This is a genomic window from Puia sp. (genome assembly GCF_035546395.1).
Lineage (GTDB): Bacteria > Bacteroidota > Bacteroidia > Chitinophagales > Chitinophagaceae > Puia.
On sequence record NZ_DASZXR010000019.1, the window covers coordinates 503442 to 526424 of the forward strand.

The following is a 22983-nucleotide window of genomic DNA, read 5'->3' on the forward strand; positions in this document are numbered from 1 at the left end:
TATGTGTGGCTTAGCGGGTGTCCTGAATAATGAGTTTCCTGTAGAAGCGGGTCAGTTGGCCGCCATCTGCCGGAAAGTGTCTTTCCGCGGACCGGACAGCAGCCGGCAACGGCTGTATGATAAAGGGCTTCATCCGGCCGACCGGGGCAACACCGCCGTCTTTTTCAACCGGCTTGCCATTATCGATCTCGACGCGCGGTCGAACCAACCCTTCGAGGACGATCGGTATACCCTCGTCTTCAACGGTGAGATCTACAACTACCGTTCATTGAAGGACGAGCTTAAAGCGCAGGGCTTTTCGTTCCGAACCACTTCGGATACGGAGGTATTGTTCTATGCCTTGCAGCGCTGGGGCGCCGACGCGCTGAAACGTATCAATGGCATGTTTGCCTTTTGCTGGCTGGACAGGACTGAACGGCGGTTCATCCTGAGCAGGGACCGGGTCGGTATCAAACCCCTGTATTATCGCCAGCACGGAAAGTCGCTGATCTTTTCATCGGAGCTGGATTCTGTCCTCCGCCTTTCGCCCGACCGGCCGGGAATCCAGCCTGCCGCCATCCACCAGTTTCTGCAAACCCAGTTCATCCCAACGCCATTCACGATCATCCGCGGCGTTTTCAAGCTGCCTCCCGGTCATTACCTGCAAGGTTCCTGGGACCAGTTGGAACAGGCAAAGCCTCTCGCGCCCCAGGCCTACTGGGACGCCTATGACCAGGCAATCATCCCGCCCGATCCAGGCTCCAGGAGCGATCCGGCCGATCTCGAACGCATCCTCGTCGATACGCTCTCCCGGCAAATGGTAGCCGATGTTCCCCTGGGACTCTTTCTCAGCTCGGGTGTCGACTCCTCCCTGCTGACCGCGCTGGTGAACAAACACTTTGCCGCTTCCGGGGATGTCAACCTGTTTACGGTCGCCTTCACCGAGGATACCGTTTCCGATGAAAGCAGGGATGCGGGGGAATTTATCAAAGGCTTCAACAACCCCCATCTCCACCCCCACCGGCTCGTTATCGACCCCAGCGTGATCGGCGGTCATCTCGACCGGATGTATGACTATTTCGACGAACCCTTCGGCGATCAAACCTCGCTGCTCAACTGGGTCATTTCCATAAAGGCAAAAGAATTCGTCACCGTGGCTCTTTCCGGCGACGGCGCCGACGAGCTGTTTTGGGGATACGGCCGCTACGGCCAATGGCGGGATGCCTCCCTGACACTCCCCGGAAACCGCTCGGTGAGCCGGCAGATGGGCTCTTTCCTGAGACCCTTCCTTCCCTCCGGCTACTGGCGGTCAAGCGCCGCCCTTCAGTTGGAAAAGGACCCCGTCAAAAGACATTTCAACCTGTTCGCATCCCCTGTGATGACCCAACTGGAGGAAAAGGCGGTTTGGCAATATCCCATCTGGGCCCTCGCCGGCATCGACCGCATCCGTCACCGGGACGACCTGGTATCCCTGCTTGACGTCAAAACCTACCTTGCCGATGCGATGCTGCATAAAGTGGACCGGGCCAGCATGGCAGCAAGCCTGGAAGTACGGGTACCCTATCTCGATAATACCGTTATCGACTATTCGCTTTCCCTCCCCCTGTCCGAAAAGTCGGATGCTGTCTACCGGCATAAGGCCATCCTCAAGAAATTGCTCACCCGGCTTGCTCCCCATTACCCGGTCGACCGGCCGAAAAAAGGGTTCAATTTCCCCCTGGATAGCTGGCTTCGCAACCATTGGTGTGACAAGACCCGGCAGCTGATCGATAAAGACACGCTGACCGCCCTGGGGTTGGAAGCAAAACCCTACCTGGATATCGTTAAGCGCTATTACGCCGGCGATAAAAACAACTGCATCCCCGTTTGGTACCTGCTCAACCTCGCGCTCTGGTACCGCAAATACAAGGACATAATCCCGCAGCAACCGGCATGAACAAATACCTGACGATAACGATCGATGTCGAACCGGACTGCACCCCTGACTGGCATTATTCCAATCCCCTGACCTTTCGTGGAGTGGATATCGGGATCGCACAACGGCTTCACCCGCTGTTCTGTGAATCCGGCATAGTCCCTACTTATCTGCTCAACAACGTTGTGCTCGAAGATCCCGCCAGCGTGGATGTTTTGCGCGGACTTCCCGGCCCCTTCGAGCTGGGCACCCATCTTCACCCGGAGTTCATTGAACCCGATAAGCAGTTCACCGAATATGCGGGTAAGAAAGGCGAAGCCAACTGTTGCTTCTATCCTCCCGCAATCGAGGCGGAAAAGATCAGGAATATTACCGCGCTGTTCGAAAAGGACTTTGGCTACCGGCCTGTTTCCTTCAGAGCAGGCCGGTACAGCGCCGGGCTCAATACAATGGAAAGTCTGCGGAACAACGGCTATCTCGTCGACACCAGTGTAACACCGCACGTCTGCTGGGCCGATCGGTCGCGTCAGCAGGCCGTCGACTTTACCGATGCACCGGAGCAGCCTTATTTCATGTCGAAAGACGCAATCACCCGGGAATATCCCGCCGGCGACCTGCTCCAGGTGCCGATCTCCATCGCCCTGAAAAAACGAAATCCCTGGAAAGAGTGGCTCGTTTCGGGCGCGGGCCTCCGCCATCCCATTCGCCGGAACAAAGCGATCTGGCTCCGCCCCTGGTATAGCCCGGCCGAACAGCTGATCGGTATCGCCCGGCAGTATCTGCAGACCTATTCCCATAAAGACACCGTCGTCCTCAATATGATGTTTCACAACGTGGAAGTATTGCCTGGCCTCAGCCCTTATACGGCGACGGAAGAGGACTGCCGGCTCTATCTTCAACAGCTCCGGACCTTTTTTGAATTTTGCAATACAGAAGGTATCCAGGGGATCGCACTAAGCAAGCTCTATGACGTCTTCCGAAAATAACCGGCCACTGAGCGTGGTGATGATCGCTGCCTCGCTTCCGCCGTTGCCCGCCGGCGGAGCAGAGACCCAGGCTCTTCGCCTCGGCGAGGCGCTGACCGCCGATGGCGTTGTCATTCGGTTCATCACTCCCGGAAAAGGCGATATCGGCGGGGAGACCACGATAAACGGCATGCCGGTCTATCGCCTGAACTCCCTCGCCAACCGGCTCTTTGGCCGTCTCTCGGGCTGGAAGAAAAAGAAGACGGCGATTGCCGCCACCCGCATCGAATACGACGACACCACCGAAACGACCAACCGGATCAATTCGCGGGTCGGCTGGCCCACCATCATCTACTACAATATCTTTTTTTATCATAGCCTCTTCTTTCTCTGGCGGCGGCGCCATTCCTTCGATATCCTGCATGCACATACGATGGAATGGTCTGCGATCGTGGCCGCCCGGCTTGGTAAGGTCCTGCGCAAACCGGTGCTGATAAAGGATTCGACAATGAACGGCTTCTCCAGCCTTACCCGGTTCCCCCATGGCATCCGATGGCAGCAGAAGATCATTCAACAGTCAGAGTTCGTCGCCATGACGCGGATCATCGGCGAGAACATGGAAAAGGCCGGCATCCCGGCGGGAAAGATTAATTATATTCCCAATGGACTGTCCATCGCAAAAGACCAACCTCAGCGGGGGCCGGCGTCCCCGTCCCGCGTTCTTTTCGTCGGGAATCTTTACCAGCAGCCGGCCAAGGGGATCGACATCCTGCTGAAGGCCTGGGTATCCGTAAGCCGCGACCATCCTGCGGCCCTGTTGGACATCGTAGGCGACGGCGACCTTCCCGCTTATGAAGACTATACGGCGAAGCTTGGCATTGGCCATTCGGTCCGGTTTCATGGCAAACGATCCGATCTTCCAGCCTTCTACAGGCAGTCAGCGGTCTTCGTCCTGCCTTCCCGCCGGGAGGGAATGTCCAACGCGCTGATGGAAGCCATGGCACAGGCACTGCCTTGTGTAGTCACGGATATTTCCGGCAGCCAGGACCTCATCCTGTCAGGGGAGACCGGGCTGATCGTTCCGCCCGCCGATGTGGCCGAACTGGCGAAAGGACTCAGCTACATGCTGGCGCATCCCGCGGAAGCCGAAGAGATGGGACGGAAAGCCTGGATCAGCGCAGCCGGGCAGATCGGCATGAACGTCGTCGCCCAACGCTATCTTTCTCTTTATCGCCGGTTGTTGAAAACTACTTGACGAAAAATACGGAAAGCAGCTTGAATGACCCTTCGTTATCTTTTGAATGCACCCATACCCCGACCTGGTATTTGCCGGCCGGCAGCGGCGTCTTTGAAACCTTTGCGGTAAAGCCGCTGTTGTCGAGATTCAGCCCATTATGATAGTGTTCCGTTATGTCTTCCCGCTTCTCGGGGTCCGGTCGCGCGAGGTACATTGCCTGGTCTTTATAAAGAACAAGATCGATCTGGCTGTTGCCCACCTCTTTCATGTCCCGGATAGCCCAGCCCGATATAGTGAAGAATTCTTTTTGATCATCGAAATGGTCGACACCCGAAAGAAAATCGTGCATACCCGGCAGATAGCGCGCCGGTGTAGGCTCGATCACATGGTCGTTCCCGATATTGAGCAGATCACTGTATAGTACCGACCAGTACTTTCCATCGGCGGTACGTTGTTCGACACCCACCCTGTAGGTTCCTTTCTCCAGCTTATTCTCGGGGATCGAGGCGGTAAAGCCCGCATAGTTTGCCAATGGGGTATTCAGGCTGGCGGCTACATCTGCACGTGCCACAGGGTCGGTACTGATCCGATAGGTCCGGGTCTTGCTGCTGAGGATGATCGTCGTTATTCTTTTGGCGGTGTCCGGGGTGAGAAGATACGTCCATCCGTCGAAATAAACCTGGCCCTTCCAGGTTACCGCTCGTTCGAGATTCAGCTTCAACATGACATTCCCATTGGAGAACGGTTTGATCGGCCGCGATTCACTGATCGTATATGCGCTTCGGATCAGCAGATGACGGCCGGTAAAGGCGATCGATCTCACCGGGTCTTCTTTCCGGCCAACGGACAGGCCCACCTCATAATCACCTGGCGGCACCAGCGTTTTGGCGGTTATGGAAGTGAAGCCCGCACCGGCAAGATCGCCCCGCCCGATCGCGGCCACAAGATCCGCTCGTGAGAGCACCCGCGCCGGCAAAGCCAGGAAATGATCCCTCGACCGGAGGACCGGGCTGACCACCAATCCCCTGTTGTCGGCTTTATCTTTATACGCCCATCCCTTCAGCTTGATCAGCTGCGAGCTTGTATCGAGTTGCTCAAGCCAGGCATGCACATCGTCGGATGCGTAGGCACGCGGATCGGCAGGTTCGGGACGGTCGCGTTGTAACAATGCGGCAATGCCGAGACTGTCAGCTATTTGTTCACCGGCCGTCCGTTCTCTCCATCGGTAATAGATGTTCACCATCCTTACCTCCGGGACGAATCCTACACCCGCGGAATCCGTTCGGATACGGATCTTCCGGACGTTCGGAGTCAGCCGGCCCTCGCCCTGTATCAACAGTTGAAATTCCTCTGTTTCATCGACGAACTTATTGACGATGATCCCATCTTCCAGCATCGGCTTCGTGATGCGATAGGTGCGGGTACTTTCGTCTCCAAGCGTCAGCACTATTTGCAAACCCGGAGGCTGATCGAATAGCCGGCCCCATTTCCCTCTGGGATCATACCGGATAAAGAACCGGGAATATTGAAGCGTATCGGACGCCGCGATGTTGATATCCTCATCCAGCCGGACGTTTACAACGGACTGACCGGCCGGGATCAGCCGGCGCCGCCGCACATTCTTCAGCAGAAGGTCATTGTCGGCCTCGGTTACTGGTTCATAGCTGTCCAGCAGCGCAAGCTTGGTTCGGGGTTCATCGAAGAAGGCCGAGTGATTCTCGACGGCATGGAAAGATAACAGCACATTACCCGGCGCCATCGATGAAAGATAACGGCTATAGTTGATACTGTCCAGCCAGGTATTATAGGTGTAAAAAGACTGCACCGTCGGCCGGGGCAGATAATTGAGCCCATTAAAATAAAGAGTGGATACCTCCCAGGAAAGGATATCGGCGGGTTGTGAGCCGGCGAGCTTCTTCAGCGGGTTGGATCCGCCGGTTTGAGTTTCAAGAGCGGTGACAGCCTCCTCATAGCGGCCGATACCCGCCAGGTAACGTTTGATCTCTTTCGCCCGGTTCTTGAAAAAAGAACCATTGGAAATACCGTCGAAGGGCAGTTCGGGTTTCTTTCCAAGAAAGACGGCCAACCCGCAAAGTACAAGAATGATCCAGCAACAAAGGACCGGTACTTTTCGCCAGCCATCGGTCGGACCAAACAAATAGAGCAGGGCCGCAAGCAGGACCGAGAACCCGAAGAACCGCCATAAAGCATCATCCATCCGCAGAAAGCCCGTCTTGAAATAGAAGAACAACGACAGGGTAGCGATGATGCAAACAAAGATCTCATCCGACCGCTTCCGCCAATCCTTACGGACACCCGCCACCACCATGAGGCAGGCCGTCCAATAGAACATGCAGAGCGCGATCTCGAGCGCAAAATGAAAAAGAAGCCCGTCTTTTACCGACGAAGGCACGTACCGGCTTTCAATGATACCGGAAGAATGCAGCCGGGTCAGGACATAGCCCTTCCAGTCGACGTGCAGCATCCATCCCGTCACCAGGAGCACCAATACAAACAACAGCGATCCAAACGCCCAGATACCGGTGGGCATTAGCTGTCGTAGCCACGCATAACAGAGCGTGACCAGGAAGAGGAAGGCGCCGAACAAACCGATATCGACCCGGAAGAACAGTCCTGCCACGGCGGGAAAAGCAGCCAGTCCCAGGTATCTCCACCGAAAAGGTTCACGAAGGAAGGTAAAGAGGAAGAACAGCTCGAAGAAAAAGAACCAGTCGTCCATCCCCTGGCGCATGGTAAACCCGATGGCCAGAACCCCGAAACCGATCACCGCATAATGAAAATGCTCGGCCAGTATCTTCCGCAGGATAAAGAACAGAGTAAGCAGGAAATAGATGTCGAAAAAAAGATAGGTCAGGATATTTACAGCGATCGGCAGCCGGGAATGCAGGACACCCAGCGGACCATACGGAAGCCGGACATCACTTCCAAAAAAAAGGTGGTATTTGCGCGCCAAATGAACGGCGAGGTCTCCGGACGCCGACTGACCGGGCTGCGGCATCTGGTAGAACCAGCCGGGGAATAGCAGAAAGAGGAAGAACAGCAAAAAGAGATAATGAAGATAGGTCGTCTTGCCTTTTGTGTCCATCTTCAAAAATACGCTTTTCTTATTCTTTCGAGGTGTACAGGTCAAGGAATTTTACGGCGGCGTCCCCGTCTTGACCCTCGACCAGCAGGCCGATCCGGTATTGTCCTTTGGACAGACCAACCTCAAAAAAGAATATATCGAAATACCGCATCTCCGGTCGGCGGACAAGCTGACCGTTCATCTCCGGCACGGATTCACCAGCGTGATCTATATCCTGCATCCCTTGAAAAGCAATCACTCACAGGTGCCGGTGATCTATCATTCGGGACATCAGATCGTTTGTTTTCGCGAGGACCGGCATACCAACGACAGCGGGAAGTCATTACACCCAGGCATGCAACATCACCGGCGAACCGGTGTGCTGATAAATTCCCTTGGAGTAGATCTTGTACGCCGGGACGATCCTTTGGAGAAAATCCCTGATCTCATCCGCATGCTCCTTGTTATGATAAGTCGTGATCGCGATACGCGGACGAAACCGCCGGATCAGCTGCTCTCCGCCGATAAGAGCCTTGACGTCATGTCCTTCCAGGTCCGCCTTTATGTAGCTGACGGGAATGTTCTTTTCCATGAACAAGGCGTCGAGGGTAGTGACGGTGATCTTGTCTCCCTGGCCGGTCTCCGAGATAGCGGAGGAGATATCTGCATCGGAAATGGTTGCGGAAAAGGCGCGATCGGAAATAGCGTAGGGCAGGATATGCGCATGTTCGCCGGCGCCAAACGTCTTCCCGAGCGACCGGACGAACTTTGGCAAAGGTTCGATCAGGTACAGCTCCTTGCAATGCCGGTAGACCTTTAGCCCGAAGATGCCTTCGGCGGCGCCGCAATCGACCACGACATCATCCGGCCGGACCTTTGTCTCGGGGATCTCGTAAAAATGCCAGTTTTGTGGATCGAAACATTCTACGACCGACATATGCAGCGAATGCTCGGGAATATCCATCGGGTAGTACAGCACATCGGGTATTCCCCGGACTTGCACTTTCAGGTAAGGATCTTCCTTCTCGATTTTCTCGATATAACCGGCCGCCTTGCTCGCATAGGAAGGTCCAAAAAAGAATTGCATCATCTGACGAAGGGTCACGCCATTACGATGGCGCAAAAAATGCCTGAGGACTTTGAACCTTGTTGGTGTCATGGGGTTAAGTTAGTACATTTACCCGATATCAACGCAAGGATCTATGGACCGGCAAAATGTTCTTTTTTTTATTTTTCGCTTGCATGGCGGCGGCGCTGAAAGGGTCGTTTCCAATCTCAGCATGGATCTCGAACAAGATTATACCATCCGGATCGCGGTATTCGATAAGATAGATAAAGTATACCCTCATAAAGGCGAGCTCATCCGGATCAACGTCCCCTTCTCGGGCGACCCGGCTACCAACAACAAAGCGGTAAGGGCCATCCGCCTCTGGCTGCTCGTCCGAAGACTCCGGAAGATCAAACGCATTCACAAGATCGATACGACCGTCAGCTTTGGCGAACAGGCCAACATCATCAACGTCCTTAGCGGCGGCAGAACGGTTCTGAGTGTCCGCACTCTCCTCTCGACAGAGATGCGCACCGCTCCGAATATGCGCGTCCTTCGCAACTTCGTAAAGACCCTTTATACCCGTGGCGATCATATCATCGTTCCCTCCCGCGTTGCAGGCCAGGACCTGTCCGGCAATTTCAGCGTTCCGCCGGAAAAGATAAAGGTGATCTATAATTACCTCGATCCCCAAAGGATCGACCGATTCGCGGTAGAAAGCCTCGATGATCAATTTTTGAAGCAACTGTTCGGGCTGCCTGTGTTGCTCAATGTGGGCAGGATCACAGCTGCCAAAGGTCAATGGCTGCTGCTGGAGATGATGCCGGCGATAAAAGAACGATATCCGGACTTCCGGCTCGTGATCATCGGGGAGGCGGAAAAAGGCGCGATGTTAAAGGACGAACTGCTGGCCCGGGCGGCTGAACTCGGTCTTAAAGTGTACGATCAGGCGGCGAGTCACCCGCGGTCCCTCGACAACGATATTTTCCTGCTGGGCTTTCAGCCCAATCCCTACAAGTTCATGCGACATAGCCAGGTCTTGTTGTTTCCTTCCGTATTCGAAGGCTTTCCCAACACCCTGTTGGAAGCCATGCAGAGCGGTTTGCCCGTAATCTCCGCGGATTGCCAGTCCGGCCCAAGGGAGATCATGGCGCCCGACTCCGACCTGGCGAAAAGTACGCCCAAGGCAGAATATACCCCTTACGGCGTTCTCTGCCCGACATTGCCGACCGCGGAGATGCGGGACGGTATCGATCCCGGGATCATCCGGGAATGGCTGACCGCCCTCTTTACCGTGTTGGACGATGCGGCCCTCCGGCAATCTCTTATCGAAAATGGCTACCGGCGGGTAAAGGATTTCGATCGGGAGACGATCCTTCGGTCCTGGCGGGAAAGTCTCTCCCTTCCCTGATGTTCAGCAACAGGAAAAGCTCGAAGACGATAACGAGGGTAAAAAGTTCGAACCAATATTCCATCAGGGAAAAGGCGAGCAGCGCACAGAGCATGTACCGGCCATAGGAGAGACGGCGGAACCGCGAGACAAAATACCACAGATAGCCAAAGACAAAAAGCGCGATACCCAGCAGTCCATATTCCCCACTGATCTGGTTATAGACGGAGAACGGAAAGTTCAGCACCGAGTGGCGGGAGGCATCCTGGCCCGCGTAGAATTGATAGGTCTTGAGATGATTGTACCGGAATTCGGGGGATACATACCCGAATCTCTGCGGATAGGTTCCCGATACTCCGATTCCCGAAACGCGAAAGGCGAGTTTGGAGGAGAAATTGCCGACGCCCGCGCCGAACAGCAAATGCCGGGCGTTCATCTTCAGAAAAAAATACGTTTGTGCAAAGGAGATCAGCTTTCCCGGCTTGCTTTTATAGGCCGTTTCCGAGATGACGGGATAGATGGTGGAGTCGGCGAGCTTTCCTTTTTCAATACTATCGACCTCGGATGACCGCTCTTTCGCCGGCGGCCGTTCTTCGATCGACAACAGGTTGTCGAGCGCCTTTGCCAGCCCCTTCTTATTCACCTTGTATGCGTCGGCACCGATCCTCACCGGCGCCTTGACCAGGCTGTCGTTACCATTCCTGACCAGCACCGAATCATCCTGGTGGATCGCCAATGAAGTGTCCTTGTTCACGATATAGAGCTGGACGAAATAATTTCGGATATATTCCCGGTTATGCGCCGAAGCCAGGAGATAGAGCACGACCATGGAAACCATCGCAACGAGGGAGCGGACCCGCAGCGCTTTTGACCGTACCGTCAATACCATCAGCAAAAGGGTGATCTCCATGAAGATAAAGGTCGTATTGCTCGTACACGAGATGATCACCAGCAGGCAGAGTATGGAAAAACGGAGATCCCGCTTATACAGAAAATAGATAAGTCCCAGGCAGTTGATCGTGGCATTCGCCGTCGACGAGTCGAAGCTGATACCCAGGATCGTATCGCCGGCCGAAGGGTGATTGATCGAAATATCGGCGCCCGCTCCCCAATAGGTCGTGAGCCAGGCCGGATGAAGGATCAGGATCAGAACAAAGAGAAGCGAGACGGCAAAATTAGCCAGGTAGAAGGCCCTTATCGTATTGTGGATCTTTTCCGTGCTATCGCGATCCACAAACAGCTTCAGATGATGTATGGCCAGAAGACAAAACAGCCATTGCAACATCCCCATCCCAAACACCAGAAGATAGTTCAGGCTGTAGTTCCTGACCACGACAAGATATTTCACCGCTTCGAGGACAAGGATGCCAAAGTAGAACAACGGTAGTCTCGATCGCTTGAAGGAAAGTCCAAAATGAAAGTTTCGCTCGTACAGAAGCAGAAATACGATGGCAAAGACCTTTATGACAAATTTGACATTTAGGAACAGGATAAGAAAGACAAGCAGCGGAACATTAATATTACGTAGCCAGCGGCCAGCCTGAAGCGCTTTCTTCATAAAAACAATCAGATTACAGGGGTTTCTATGAAGCGCAATTTATCATAATTATTTGTTATTTTTTTAAACGTTCCCCTGCGAATTATTTCGCCATCGCTGTTTTGCCGGCCGGAGCACTCGCGAGAAAATCACGATGCTGCCGATACCAGTCAAAGGTTTTTTTCAACCCATCACGGATCGATACTCTCGGTTGATAATTCAACAATCGAACGGACTTCGAGATGTCGGCCAAACTGTCGCGGATATCTCCTTTTCTGTCGGGACCGTGAACGGATTTGCCGGTGTAACCCGTAAGCTCGGCAATATATTGGTAGAGTTCGTTGAGTGAGGTCTTGTACCCGCAGGCTACGTTATAGACGTTGTTCCAGCTCTCGGGATTATCATTGAAGATAGTGCCTACATTGATATCGACTACATTATCTACATAGGTGAAATCCCGGCTCTGCGTCCCGTCGCCATTGATCACGGGGGACCGGCCCTCCAGCATTTCCTTGAAAAATAACGGGATCACCGCCGCATATGCCCCTCGCGGACTTTGCCTCGGCCCGAATACATTGAAATAGCGGAATCCGATATACCGGAAATCGTAGAGATTCGAGAATACCTTGGCGTATAGCTCGCTGACCAGCTTCGTTACGGCGTAAGGAGACAACGGATCGCCAATCTTGTCCTCCAGTTTGGGAAGATCCTGATTGGTGCCGTATGTAGAAGAAGACGAGGCAAAAGCGATCTTCCGCACCCTGCTTTCTTTTGCGGCCGTGAAGATATTCAACGTTCCCGTAATATTGAACTCGTTCGTGTTTATCGGGTTCTGAACGCTGCGGGGGACGGAACCAAGGGCTGCCTGATGGAGCACAACGTCTATTCCTTCCATTGCCTTAAGACAGGCATTGAAGTCCCGGATGTCCGATTCCGCAAATTCGAATTTTTTATTCGGTAAAAAATCATCGATGTTTTCCCGGTAACCCGTTTCCAGGTTGTCCATGACCCGCACCATCCCGATCTCCTGCATTCGAAGCAGCCTCTCACAGATATTGGACCCTATAAAACCGGCGCCCCCGGTTACAAGAACATTGAACGACATTCGATATTGGTTTTGTTTTATAAAGGTGTAAAAGTAAATAAATGCAAACTTCCTGCAATGGATTTTATACTCCGCCAGCCTACCACTTAGTGGTATTCTTATTCCAGATAAATTGTCGTTCCTTTGCACGGGCTCTTATATGTCTGATTCTCTTAATGCTTTTCTTGTCCATAACTGAATAATTTTAAGACCTGACCGCAATAAAGAAATAATAAAAGGTGTTATAGGGTCTTTAAACTTGGCGCCTGGTTCGCCATCTAACGGTGTGTTTGGGATTTACTTAGGTGTAATTCATTAATTTTCTGTACTTTAGCGCTCGATTCAATAAAAAGGAAATCATTAAATCTCGTCTTATGGTTGAAACCAAGGGCCTTATATATCCTAAAAGAAACGTAGATACCCACAATCAAACCGTCCTACTGAGAAGCTACTTGAGCGAAAAACATAGTTATCTCATCACAAAGAGAATCTTCGATATCCTGTTCTCCCTCTGCGCCCTCATCCTGGTATTCAGCTGGCTTTTTCCAATCCTTTACATACTGATCAAACTTGATTCGCGGGGGCCCATCTTCTTCGTTCAGAAGCGGGTAGGCTTTCTTGGAAAGTCTTTTCCCTGCCTGAAATTCAGGACAATGTATGTGAATGCCGAAGCTAATACGAAACAGGCCACCGACGATGATCCGCGGATTACCCGGGTGGGCCGGTTTCTTCGCAACTCCAACCTGGATGAGATTCCTCAATTCCTGAATGTACTGGCAGGCCACATGAGCATCGTAGGCCCCCGCCCGCACATGTACAAGGATTGCGCGAACTTCTCCAAAGTAGTCGATGCTTACAAACTGCGCAACCTGATGAAGCCCGGGATCACCGGTCTGGCCCAGGCAAAAGGTTATCGCGGTCCGGCACAAAGCTTCGACAAGATCTTCCGCCGATACCAATGGGATGCCTTCTATGTTCGCAACGCCAACTTCTGGCTCGATATCCGCATCATCCATAGCACCGCCATGCAGACCTTCTCTTATCTTCTCAGCAAATTCATCGTCATCGATGAGGTCCCCTCAGCCATCAATCCCGAGTGGATCGAACCCAAAAATGTTCTCAACTGATCTTTAGCTTTTTTAGCAGACTCCACAAAGGATGAACGTGTCAGATTCACGGTTTTTCGTGTAGTTCCGGACCACGAGCGTGTAAACTGTGGAAAATGAGCTAAAATCCAGTCCCACAACGGATTCCGGGTTTCTTTTAATTAACAGATTACAATGCAACGTTTTTACGGTATGCCTTGTCAAAGGCCTCGTAGATAAGCTTTACCCCGACCTCCGGTAGAAATCCAACCGCACCGCGCGGACCCGGCTATGAGTTTCAATGGCACCGTTCTTGCTAACTAGACAGTGGAGCATTGAAATTCATAATATGAATTAACAAGGATTTTGCTTTTACAGAGCGAACAGCATATGGTTGCACAGTGAAGCGTTATCATGTTGAGAAAAACCAATCCTTCGTAACATGCAGAGCACAATTGTCGAATCGTCCGTTCATTGTCCGGAAAACTGGGAAAAAGGAAAATGGCAGTTCATTCGTGAGTATTGGAATGATAGATACAATTATTTGATTTATAAGCGGATAATGGACGTCGTGACTTCACTCGCCGTCATTCTTCTCGTCTTCCCCTGGTTGTTTCCGATTCTTTACATTCTGATCAGGCTGGATTCGAAGGGGCCCGTCTTCTTCAGGCAAAAAAGGGTCGGCTTCCTCGGCCGGACCTTCTGGTGCTATAAGTTCAGGACCATGTACGTCAACGACTATGCCGACACCCGCCGGGCTGCCCGCAACGACCCGCGCGTAACCCGCGTCGGCAAGTTTCTGCGCAATACCTGTCTCGATGAGGTACCTCAGTTCATCAATGTCCTCTTAGGGCATATGAGCATCGTAGGCCCGCGCCCGCACATGTTAAAGGATACGAATGAATTTTCCAACCTGGTATCCAATTACCAGTTTCGTAATATGGCCCGTCCCGGCATTACCGGGCTCTCGCAGGTCCGGGGGTACCGTGGTCCCGCCACTACTTTCGAAAGCATCTTCCGCCGCTACCAATGGGATTCGTATTATGTCCGCAATGTCAGCTTCACGCTGGATATGAAGATCATGATCGGAACAGCCTTGCTGATGATGCGGTCCTTATTTCATAAGGATCAGCCCGTCCCTCTCGATAACAATCGGCCCGTTTATAATTCGGAACCCCTGGTATCCGCTAAAAAGATAGCGTAGGAGGCCATTAACTCCATTTCAATTTTGTCGTATATTCGAATGTGAGCATCAATCGACGCACCGCCATCCGGCACCTGGCACTCATCTCAGCAGGCGCGACCCTGCTGCCTTCCTGCTTCCGGCAGCCATCCGGCAAGGGCATCTCACTCAACCACTTCAAGGTCACTGGCGACCAGCAACAACTGCTTGAGACGCTGACGACCACGCTGATCCCGACAACCGACACTCCCGGCGCGAAAGAAGTATCGGCCGACCGGTTTGTCTGGAAGATGCTCGACGATTGCGCCACCGACGCCGACCGCTCTAATTTCCTCAACGGCCTGCAGCAATTCGACGCCGCCGCAAAGACCTCCGGAGGCACATCCTTTGTGAACCTGGCCCCCGCCGGCCGCGAGGCGCTGCTGTCCGCCATCGAGGCAAAGAAGATACCCGGCGATGAACTTGGATTTTTCTACTCTACTGCAAAAAGGCTTACGATCCTCGCTTATTCTTCTTCACAGTACTTCCTGACGAAAGTACAGGTATACGAGTTGGTGCCCGGCCGATGGCATGGTTGCGTTCCCGTGAAGACAAAAGCCGGACAGGCCAGTTGAACAAAAAAATACCAACAAATATTTTCAATGGGAGATATACTGAAAAATACCCATTTCGATGTGATCGTTATCGGCTCCGGAATGAGCGGCGGCTGGGCGGCCAAAGAGTTCACGGAAAAAGGCTATAAAACCCTCGTCCTCGAAAGAGGCAGGGACGTTCGCCATCTCAAGGATTATCCCACCACCAATTGGATGCCTTGGGAATTTGAACACCGGGGCGAGATACCCGACGCGATAAAGACGGCAAACCCCGTCGTTAGCCGATGTTACGCCTTCCGGGAAGACGCCATGCATTTTTTTGTAAAAGACACAGATCACCCCTATGTGCAGGAAAAACCCTTCGATTGGATCCGTGGCTACCAGGTAGGCGGTAAATCGATCCTTTGGGCAAGACAGACACAGCGTTGGAGCGACTTCGACTTCGAAGGACCCGCCCGGGACGGCTTTGCCATCGATTGGCCCATCCGCTATAACGACCTCGCACCCTGGTACAGCTATGTAGAGAAATTCGTGGGAATCTCCGGCAACAAAGATCAGCTCCCAAATCTTCCGGATGGGGAATTCCTGCCCCCGCTCGAACTTACCTGCGTAGAGAACTATTTCAAGGACTTCGTGGCAAAGACCTATAAAGACCGTCACGTCATCTATGGTCGCTGCGCCCATCTGACCGAACCCACTCAGTTGCATCTGCAACAGGGTAGGGGACAATGCCAGAAAAGGAATTTATGCCAGCGCGGATGCCCATTCGGTGGCTACTTCAATTCCAATTCTTCCACCATACCCTGGGCCGAACGCACCGGCAACCTGACCCTACGGCCCTTCAGCATCGTACATTCTATCTTGTACGACGAGAAAAAGAAACAAGCCGGCGGCGTGCGCGTGATCGACGCCAACACCAAAGAGACCTTCGAATACACGGCCCCGTTGATCTTTGTGAACGCCGGCGCCCTGAACACCAACCTGATCCTCCTGAACAGCACCTCCGCCCGCTTCCCCCACGGCCTGGGCAATGACAACGGACTGCTGGGAAAATATGTAGCCTTTCATAACTACCGCGGTCACATCTCCGCCGAGTACAACGGGTTCCTTGACAGTACCACGGACGGTCGCCGGCCCACCGGCGCCTATATCCCAAGGTTCCGCAACGTCGCTCAACAGGATAAGGATGCCGATTTCCTCCGTGGCTATGCGGCAGGGTTCTCCGCCTTCCGCAGCTTTGACCGGCCCACCGAAGGATTTGGGCTGACGCTGAAGCAGCACCTGGACCGGGGAAGCCTCGGCCCCTGGCATGTAGGCTCTCACATGATGGGCGAGACGATCCCCAAAGAGACCAACACCGTAAGCCTCGACGATACGCTGAAAGATGCATGGGGCATGCCGCAGCTCAGGATCAACATCGCCTATGACAACAACGACGAGAAGATGCTGAAGGATTTCTTCAAACAGATGACCGAGATGTATACCGCCGCGGGATTCACCAATATCCGCACCGGCGACTCGGGCCAGGCTCCCGGCCTCGACATCCATGAGATGGGCGGGGTCAGAATGGGCACTGATCCCAAAACCTCCCTGCTCAATAAGTGGAACCAGCTCCATACCTGCGGCAACGTATTCGTCACCGACGGCGCCTGCATGACCTCCACTTCGACCCAGAACCCCTCCCTGACCTATATGGCAATGACAGCCCGCGCGGTGGACCACGCCATAAAGATGTTTGGACACACGTGAAAACCACGAACACCATGAAAGGTTTTTTATTGTCGGTCATTGCCCTTGGGGTTATCCTGCTGGTCCTCAACTTCGGCTATTACCAGGAATGGTTTCGCGTCAAACCCCTGCAATACTGGTCGGATTTCCTGAAGGAAAAAGACGATACCGTCGGGGAATATACCGTCAGGGCGCAACGTTATGGCATCACCTACACCATCAGCATGCGCGTGCTATACGCCATCCGGAAGAAGAATATAACCCATGCAGTCATCCTGTTCGAGCCCAACAGCTACTATCGCGACTCCCTGCATATCTATCCGAATGTTCACGCCCCGGAGCCTGCGGTATTTTACTATTACACCGGGCTCGAGGGCGTATGGACCAACTCCCCGCATGTGAACAAGGCGAATTTTCTCCTGCGTATCTCCCGGAATGGGGCCGCACTCGACACCATCCGTTCGCCTCAGCAGTTGCAGGAGATTCTCGCCCGGTATAAAAAATATCCACCTATCCTATAATCATCTATGCCGCTTATCGCCTTCTTACTGCTGCTCCTCTGTTACCTGGTCACAGGATATGGCATTCTCTTCCTCTTCAGAATACAATTGAAGCCGGCTTATACGGTCACCCTTTCTTTGTTGCTCGGTCTCGCGGTGGCGTCTTTCCTTCCCTTTTTACTGCAGCTTCTTTACATTGGGATCACGCCTTTTTCCGTATTTGGCTCCCTGGCGCTGGCCGCCGTCGCCTTCGGCGGGCCGGTTCTCTACCACATCCGGAAACAGGGGTTTGCCGCCTTCCGGCAGTCGCTTCCCCGCCCTTCCCTCCAGGTGCGTCCCTATGAGATCCCCTTTTTCGTCATCATCGGCTTCCTTATTTTCGTCAGCGTTTGGCGCGCCTGGTATCTTCCACCTACCTCCCGTGACGCCCTTTCGGGACCGGAGGCCATCGCCCAGGTCGCCATATCCGAACATACCCTCGTCAATTCCTTCTTTGGCATCGACCTCTGGACTACGAACAACCAGTTCAAATCTCCTTTCCTGATATCGCTCCAGGTGATCTATAAGCTGGCCGGCTTTCCTTTCGGACAAATCTGGCTGAGCATCCTCTTTGTCAGCATCACCGTCTTCATCTATCACGCCCTTCGCGAACGGCTCCATCCGCTGCTCGCCGGCCTGCTCCTGCTGCTGTTTATCATGACGCCGGAGATGTATGCCTATACATTCATGATCCTGTATGACTACAGCAACATGATCTTCTTTTTCCTCAGCCTGTATTTCCTGTTTGCCTGGACGGGAACAGGCGCCGCAAACCAATTCTTCTTCAGCGGCGTTCTGATGGGCATCGCCACCTATATTCGCAGCGAGACCCTGGCCCTGGCACTGCTCTTTTTGCCCTTGATCCTCCTCGTCCAACGGAAGCGGAAAATGCCCGTACAACAGATCCTGGTGGCCATCGGACTCTTCCTCCTGCCCTCCTTCCTGGGTTACTATCTGCCTTCCCAGCTCTATATAAATCACTATCTCCCTGTGCACTATGATATCGGCGGACTCGTCAACAACGATCTTACTTCCTTTCGCCCGCTGTTCCAGCGGTATGGTGACATCTTCAATCGCCTGCTGACCGGGGAGATCGCCATCCACCTCTGGGGGTATATCTTTTATCTTACTGCCATCCTGTTCCTGGCCGAAGCCATCGTCCTGAGACGATTCAACCGGGAAGCCCGCAACTGGCTCTATGCCATCGTCGTCCTCTATATCGGTCTCGGCGCGCTGGGCTGGCTGCTGCCGATGATGAATCTCAATGAAACGACCAAACGCGCGATGTTCAAGATGTTGCCGTTGGTCCTTTTCTATCTCGCCAACAACGAATTGCTGATCCGGTTCTCACAGACCATCAGTCGCTGGGAAAACACTCCGGGCAAATGGGGCCTTGCCGCCGCCCCTGCCTCTCCCAACTCCGGCAAGCCTGCTCCCGCCCCAACCCGGTCGGTCCTTACCAAAAGCGGCAAAAAGACAGTCACACCCGTGGCGTCACGACGGAAGAAGAAATAAAAAGTACCATTTAACGGAGGAAAAGGACAACCGGCTCCTGGCAAAACCATGATAACTTTGTGGTAATAAATACGTAATCATATGTGTGCCGACAGATCCCATGACCACGGCTCCGCTCACAAACCCAGTCTCATCATAAGCATCCTGCGCAACCGGTGCTCGCGTTGCCGCCGGGGCCATCTCTTTGTCGATGGCAATGCCTATCATCTGAAACGGTTTATGCAGATGAATGAGACCTGCCCCGTCTGCGGGCAGCCCTTCGAAATAGAAGTAGGATTCTGGTATGGCACGGGCTTCGTAAGCTACGCCCTGGCCGTAGCCGTCAGCGTCGCATCGTTCATCGCGTGGAAAGTGTTGATCGGGATGTCTCTCCACGACAACCGGTTGTTCTGGTGGATGGGGGTGAACGGCCTCCTGCTCCTGGTGCTGCAGCCCCCGCTGATGCGGCTGTCGCGGACCATCTGGCTCAATTTCTTCGTATGGTACGATCGCGATTGGGCCGCCAAAGCGGCTCAGTCCCCCGAACGAACCAACCTCGCTCTCAAGAACGATTGGTAAATTCACACGCAAAATCCCACACAATGCTCCCTTTCACCGTTCCTTCCCGCGACCAGTTGACCCCCGATGCCCAGGCCATCTACGATCAGTTCGTGCAAGCCACGGGCAAAATGCCCAACCTGTATGCCACGATCGGCTACTCCGCCAATGCCCTCGCAACGTATACCCAGTATGTCCGCGGACAGGTGAAGAATACCTTCCACGCCCGCGACCGCGAAGGTATCTACCTCATCGTCTCCCAGATAAACGGCTGCGAATATTGCCTGGCCTCCCACACCGCCTCCGCGATCAAGGCCGGCTGGAAGGAAGAGGACACGCTTACCCTCCGCGCCGGCGCCCATCCCGATAAGAAATGGCAGGTACTTTATGCGATCATTCGTTCGGTCCTCGACAACCGCGGCGAAGTCCCCGACGCCCTGCTCCACGACTTCTCCGCACTGGGTTTCGGCGATGCCGCCATCATGGACCTGCTGGTGCTGATCAATGTGATGAGCCTTACCAACTACGCGTTCCGGCTGGCAAAGATCCCGATCGATTTCCCGTTGGCGAAGGAGGTTTAACCGAAGTTCCGGCATTCACGCGGCCCATCCCTCGCGGTCAAGGCTCCTGAACTGGATCGCTTCGGCAAGATGCTCGGCCCGGATACAGTCACTGGCGGCCAGGTCGGCAATGGTCCGGGCGATCTTTAAGATATGGTCATGCGCCCTCACCGACAGCTTCATCTTGTTCATCGCCATCCGAACCAGTTCCTCACCGGGTTGATCGATCGGGCAGTACAGCCTGAGCAACCGGCCGCCGATCTGGGCATTGCAGTGGATGATGCCATGCCCCCCTTTTTCATATCGATGGCGCTGGATCTCCCGCGCAGCGATCACCCGCTGACGGATGCGTTGTGAACTTTCCCCGCTGGCCGATGCTGACAATTGGGAATAGGACACGGGGACCACTTCCACATGCAGATCGATGCGGTCCAGCAACGGACCCGAGATCTTGTTAAGATATTTGGAAACCGCGCCGGCGGGACAGGTGCATTCCTTCCCGGGATGGTTGTAGTAGCCGCAGGGGCAGGGGTTCATCGAGGCAATAAGAATAAAAGAGGATGGGAATTCTACGGAAAGCGCCGCCCGGCTGATCAGCACCTTGCGATCCTCCATCGGTTGCCGCATCATTTCCAGCGTACTTCGGGTAAACTCCGGCAGCTCGTCGAGGAACAACACCCCATTGTGCGCAAGCGATATCTCCCCGGGCTGGGGAATGCTGCCGCCCCCGACCAACGCCATCCCCGAAATGGTGTGATGCGGGGACCGGAACGGCCGCTGGGAAAGCAAGGTCGTACGCTCCGGCAGCTTGCCCGCCACACTGTGGATCTTCGTCGTCTCCAACGCTTCCTGCAGGCTGAGCGGTGGCAGGATCCCCGGTAGCCGCTTGGCGAGCATCGTCTTTCCAGCCCCCGGCGGCCCGATCATGATCGCATTATGACCGCCCGCAGCGGCGATCTCCAGGGCTCTCTTGATATTTTCCTGCCCCTTCACCTCGCCGAAGTCCAGCTCCGGTAATGGGGCCTGCTCGAGAAACGAACGGCGGGCGTCGACAACCACCGCGGAGGTCGAACTCTTATCCTCGAAAAACCGGATCACCTCCCGAAGATGCCCAAAGGCAAACACCGGCAATTGATTGACGATCGCTGCCTCCGAAGCGTTTTGCTGTGGAACGACCAGCCCTGTGAAATGTTCTTTGCGGGCTTGAATGGCAATGGGTAGAGCGCCTTTGATGGGATGGATGCTGCCGTCCAGCCCCAATTCCCCCATAATGAGATAGTTTCTCAGCACCTCTGGGTTGGCTATCTGTTCGCTGGCGGCAAGGATGCCGATGGCGATAGGCAGATCGAAGGCAGAGCCATATTTTCGGATACCCGCAGGCGCCAGGTTGACCACGATCTTGGTCCGGGGCATGTAAAAACCATTGCTTTTTATTGCGCTCTCGATCCGCTGAATGCTTTCCTTCACCGCGCTATCGGCGAGGCCGACGATAAAAGTGTGCAGTCCTTCCGTCACATTCACTTCCACGGTGATGGTGATAGCCTCTACTCCATACACCGCACTTCCAAACGTCTTCACCAACATATCCATAAGGTTTAGCCGATGAAGCTAGACAAAATTTCGACGCGCCGATAAAAAAAACGCAACGATGTTTCACAGAAAAATGTTCCACGGGCCGCCTAAAGCCGCTCCAACATCTCCACCACCTTCTCCCTCTTGAGGATCAAGTATCCAATGCGATCGTTGCTGATCCCCGGCTTCAACTGGTAGCTGAACTCCAGCTGGTCATCCTTGACCGTCGTCTCGAAATAATTGAAAAGGATGTTCGGGTATTCCTTCAGCTCTTCCCCGATCTCATAAAGATGCGTCGACAGGATGAACAGGCTCCGGCGGATACGGATCAACCCCTTGATCACCGTACTCGAGCACTTCATCGCATCCTGCATATTGGTGCCCTTGAAAAGTTCGTCGATCAGCACCAACCACTTCTTTTGCGAACCGATCTTCTCCAATGTATTTCGAATACGCTGCACCTCGTTGAAGAAAAAGCTTTCACCCTTGCTGATATTGTCGACGACATTGATGTTGCTCAGAATACCGTCGAAAAGCGTGAGCCGCATCGACCGGGCCGGAACGCCCATTCCCAGATGCGCCAGGAATACGACGACCCCTACGCTCCGGATAAAGGTGCTCTTACCCGCCATATTGGCCCCCGTGAGGAAGACAAAATTAGTATTGCGGTCCAGCCGGATATCATAGGCGACGGGATTGGGAAGCAAAAGATGATACAACCGCTCGGCCTCCAGGTAGGGGTCCTCCTGTTCCAAAAACTCGGGAAAGCTCAGTTGGAATCGCTGCATGGCGGTCGCCATCGAATACCAGGCATCGAGCCGGTTGTGGATATCGATCAGCGAGGTCATGGCGGTCTTGAACCGGTGACGGAGATAATGCCCGAAATAGATCACCTGCACCGGGTTCAGCTTCACATTGGATCCCGTTTTGGCCAATTGACGAAGGATATCCTCGTCGAGCAGCCGCCTGGCCCTTTCCAGCAGCTCACTCAGCAGCGGCGGACAGTCCGCACTCCCAAGCAGCGCAAGGATCTGGCTCATACCCCGCACAAAATCGCCGAAATGCCCCACAGAATATCTCACCACCGCATAATCGGGGCCGTGAAAGATCTTATAGCTAAGCGCCGCCGGCAGGTTCTGGCCATGCGGGATCTCATCGATCTGGGTCTCGTAGAAACGCTCCATCACCATGATCGTCCCGTTGCTCACCGCCATAGGCCATTCCCCCATCCTCGCAAGGATCAACCCAAGGATCTTTTGCGTGGCGAGGATTGGCCCCGGCGTGCTGAAGGGATGGGTGAAATATTCCAATAGAAGATCCTTCCCGCCGCGGGTTCGGGTAAAATCCAGCTTGTGGAAAATGGAGAATTCCTCCTCTTTGCTGAAAAGGGAAAGGTCCTCGTACGTCGTATTGTCGATTTCCATGATGATG

The 22983-nt window shown here is 53.8% G+C and carries 19 protein-coding genes; 12 read left to right on the forward strand and 7 right to left on the reverse strand.

What is annotated here, in order from left to right; translation table 11 throughout:
• Window position 1 precedes the first annotated feature (1 nt).
• From asnB to VHE34_RS28520, 3 genes are read left to right on the forward strand one after another with little or no spacing between them, the layout of a single operon-like run.
• Window positions 2-1915, forward strand: coding sequence for an asparagine synthase (glutamine-hydrolyzing) (gene asnB / locus VHE34_RS28510; protein WP_325594459.1), 1914 nt, complete (start codon window positions 2-4; stop codon window positions 1913-1915).
• The gene (locus tag VHE34_RS28515) at window positions 1912-2880 is read left to right on the forward strand and encodes a hypothetical protein (protein ID WP_325594461.1); all 969 of its coding nucleotides are present in this window, start codon (window positions 1912-1914) and stop codon (window positions 2878-2880) included. The genes asnB and VHE34_RS28515 overlap by 4 nt, the downstream gene beginning before the upstream one ends.
• Window positions 2861-4114, forward strand: coding sequence for a glycosyltransferase family 4 protein (locus VHE34_RS28520; RefSeq protein ID WP_325594463.1), 1254 nt, complete (start codon window positions 2861-2863; stop codon window positions 4112-4114). Before VHE34_RS28515 ends, VHE34_RS28520 begins: the two co-directional genes overlap by 20 nt.
• Here the strand turns inward: VHE34_RS28520 and VHE34_RS28525 are convergent.
• From VHE34_RS28525 to VHE34_RS28535, 3 genes are all read right to left on the reverse strand, one after another.
• Entirely contained in the window at window positions 4107-7208 is a 3102-nt protein-coding gene (locus VHE34_RS28525; protein ID WP_325594465.1) for a hypothetical protein, read from the reverse strand. The genes VHE34_RS28520 and VHE34_RS28525 overlap by 8 nt on opposite strands.
• A 13-nt stretch (window positions 7209-7221) precedes the next feature.
• Window positions 7222-7383 (reverse strand): hypothetical protein, encoded by a 162-nt coding sequence (locus VHE34_RS28530; protein WP_325594467.1) that lies wholly within the window; start codon window positions 7381-7383, stop codon window positions 7222-7224.
• Between the two features lie 141 nt (window positions 7384-7524).
• The gene (locus VHE34_RS28535) at window positions 7525-8340 is read right to left on the reverse strand and encodes an FkbM family methyltransferase (RefSeq protein ID WP_325594469.1); all 816 of its coding nucleotides are present in this window, start codon (window positions 8338-8340) and stop codon (window positions 7525-7527) included.
• Between the two features lie 43 nt (window positions 8341-8383).
• On the opposite strand from VHE34_RS28535, the gene VHE34_RS28540 reads away from it, so the two are divergent.
• Entirely contained in the window at window positions 8384-9640 is a 1257-nt protein-coding gene (locus VHE34_RS28540) for a glycosyltransferase (RefSeq protein ID WP_325594471.1), read from the forward strand.
• On the opposite strand, the gene VHE34_RS28545 is transcribed toward VHE34_RS28540, so the two are convergent.
• Together VHE34_RS28545 and VHE34_RS28550 are read right to left on the reverse strand one after the other, a co-directional pair.
• A complete protein-coding gene (locus tag VHE34_RS28545) occupies window positions 9555-11177 on the reverse strand; it encodes a hypothetical protein (protein ID WP_325594473.1) in 1623 nt (540 codons plus the stop codon). The two genes, VHE34_RS28540 and VHE34_RS28545, sit on opposite strands and share 86 nt — an antisense overlap.
• Before the next feature lie 82 nt (window positions 11178-11259).
• Window positions 11260-12261, reverse strand: a complete 1002-nt coding sequence (locus tag VHE34_RS28550; RefSeq protein ID WP_325594475.1) for an SDR family oxidoreductase — start codon at window positions 12259-12261, stop codon at window positions 11260-11262.
• Window positions 12262-12614: 353 nt separating this feature from the next.
• Between VHE34_RS28550 and VHE34_RS28555 the strand changes: the two genes are divergently transcribed.
• From VHE34_RS28555 to VHE34_RS28590, 8 genes are all read left to right on the forward strand, one after another.
• Window positions 12615-13367 (forward strand): sugar transferase, encoded by a 753-nt coding sequence (locus tag VHE34_RS28555; RefSeq protein WP_325594477.1) that lies wholly within the window; start codon window positions 12615-12617, stop codon window positions 13365-13367.
• 400 nt (window positions 13368-13767) lie between these two features.
• Window positions 13768-14529 carry a sugar transferase gene (locus tag VHE34_RS28560; protein WP_325594480.1) on the forward strand — a complete coding sequence of 254 codons (762 nt, stop codon included), beginning with the start codon at window positions 13768-13770 and terminating at the stop codon, window positions 14527-14529.
• A gap of 41 nt (window positions 14530-14570) precedes the next feature.
• Entirely contained in the window at window positions 14571-15122 is a 552-nt protein-coding gene (locus tag VHE34_RS28565) for a gluconate 2-dehydrogenase subunit 3 family protein (RefSeq protein ID WP_325594482.1), read from the forward strand.
• Window positions 15123-15149: 27 nt separating this feature from the next.
• The gene (locus VHE34_RS28570; protein ID WP_325594484.1) at window positions 15150-16850 is read left to right on the forward strand and encodes a GMC family oxidoreductase; all 1701 of its coding nucleotides are present in this window, start codon (window positions 15150-15152) and stop codon (window positions 16848-16850) included.
• A 14-nt stretch (window positions 16851-16864) separates the two neighbouring features.
• Window positions 16865-17350 (forward strand): hypothetical protein, encoded by a 486-nt coding sequence (locus tag VHE34_RS28575; protein ID WP_325594486.1) that lies wholly within the window; start codon window positions 16865-16867, stop codon window positions 17348-17350.
• Between the two features lie 6 nt (window positions 17351-17356).
• Window positions 17357-18883 (forward strand): hypothetical protein, encoded by a 1527-nt coding sequence (locus VHE34_RS28580; RefSeq protein WP_325594488.1) that lies wholly within the window; start codon window positions 17357-17359, stop codon window positions 18881-18883.
• 81 nt (window positions 18884-18964) lie between these two features.
• The gene (locus VHE34_RS28585) at window positions 18965-19441 is read left to right on the forward strand and encodes a DUF983 domain-containing protein (protein WP_325594490.1); all 477 of its coding nucleotides are present in this window, start codon (window positions 18965-18967) and stop codon (window positions 19439-19441) included.
• Between the two features lie 23 nt (window positions 19442-19464).
• Entirely contained in the window at window positions 19465-20001 is a 537-nt protein-coding gene (locus VHE34_RS28590) for a carboxymuconolactone decarboxylase family protein (RefSeq protein ID WP_325594492.1), read from the forward strand.
• Between the two features lie 15 nt (window positions 20002-20016).
• Here VHE34_RS28590 and VHE34_RS28595 read toward each other — a convergent pair whose 3' ends face one another.
• Together VHE34_RS28595 and VHE34_RS28600 are read right to left on the reverse strand one after the other, a co-directional pair.
• On the reverse strand, window positions 20017-21564 hold the full coding sequence (locus VHE34_RS28595; RefSeq protein ID WP_325594494.1) for a YifB family Mg chelatase-like AAA ATPase: 1548 nt from the start codon (window positions 21562-21564) through the stop codon (window positions 20017-20019).
• Between the two features lie 95 nt (window positions 21565-21659).
• A complete protein-coding gene (locus tag VHE34_RS28600; RefSeq protein ID WP_325594496.1) occupies window positions 21660-22976 on the reverse strand; it encodes a MutS-related protein in 1317 nt (438 codons plus the stop codon).
• Window positions 22977-22983: the final 7 nt, after the last annotated feature.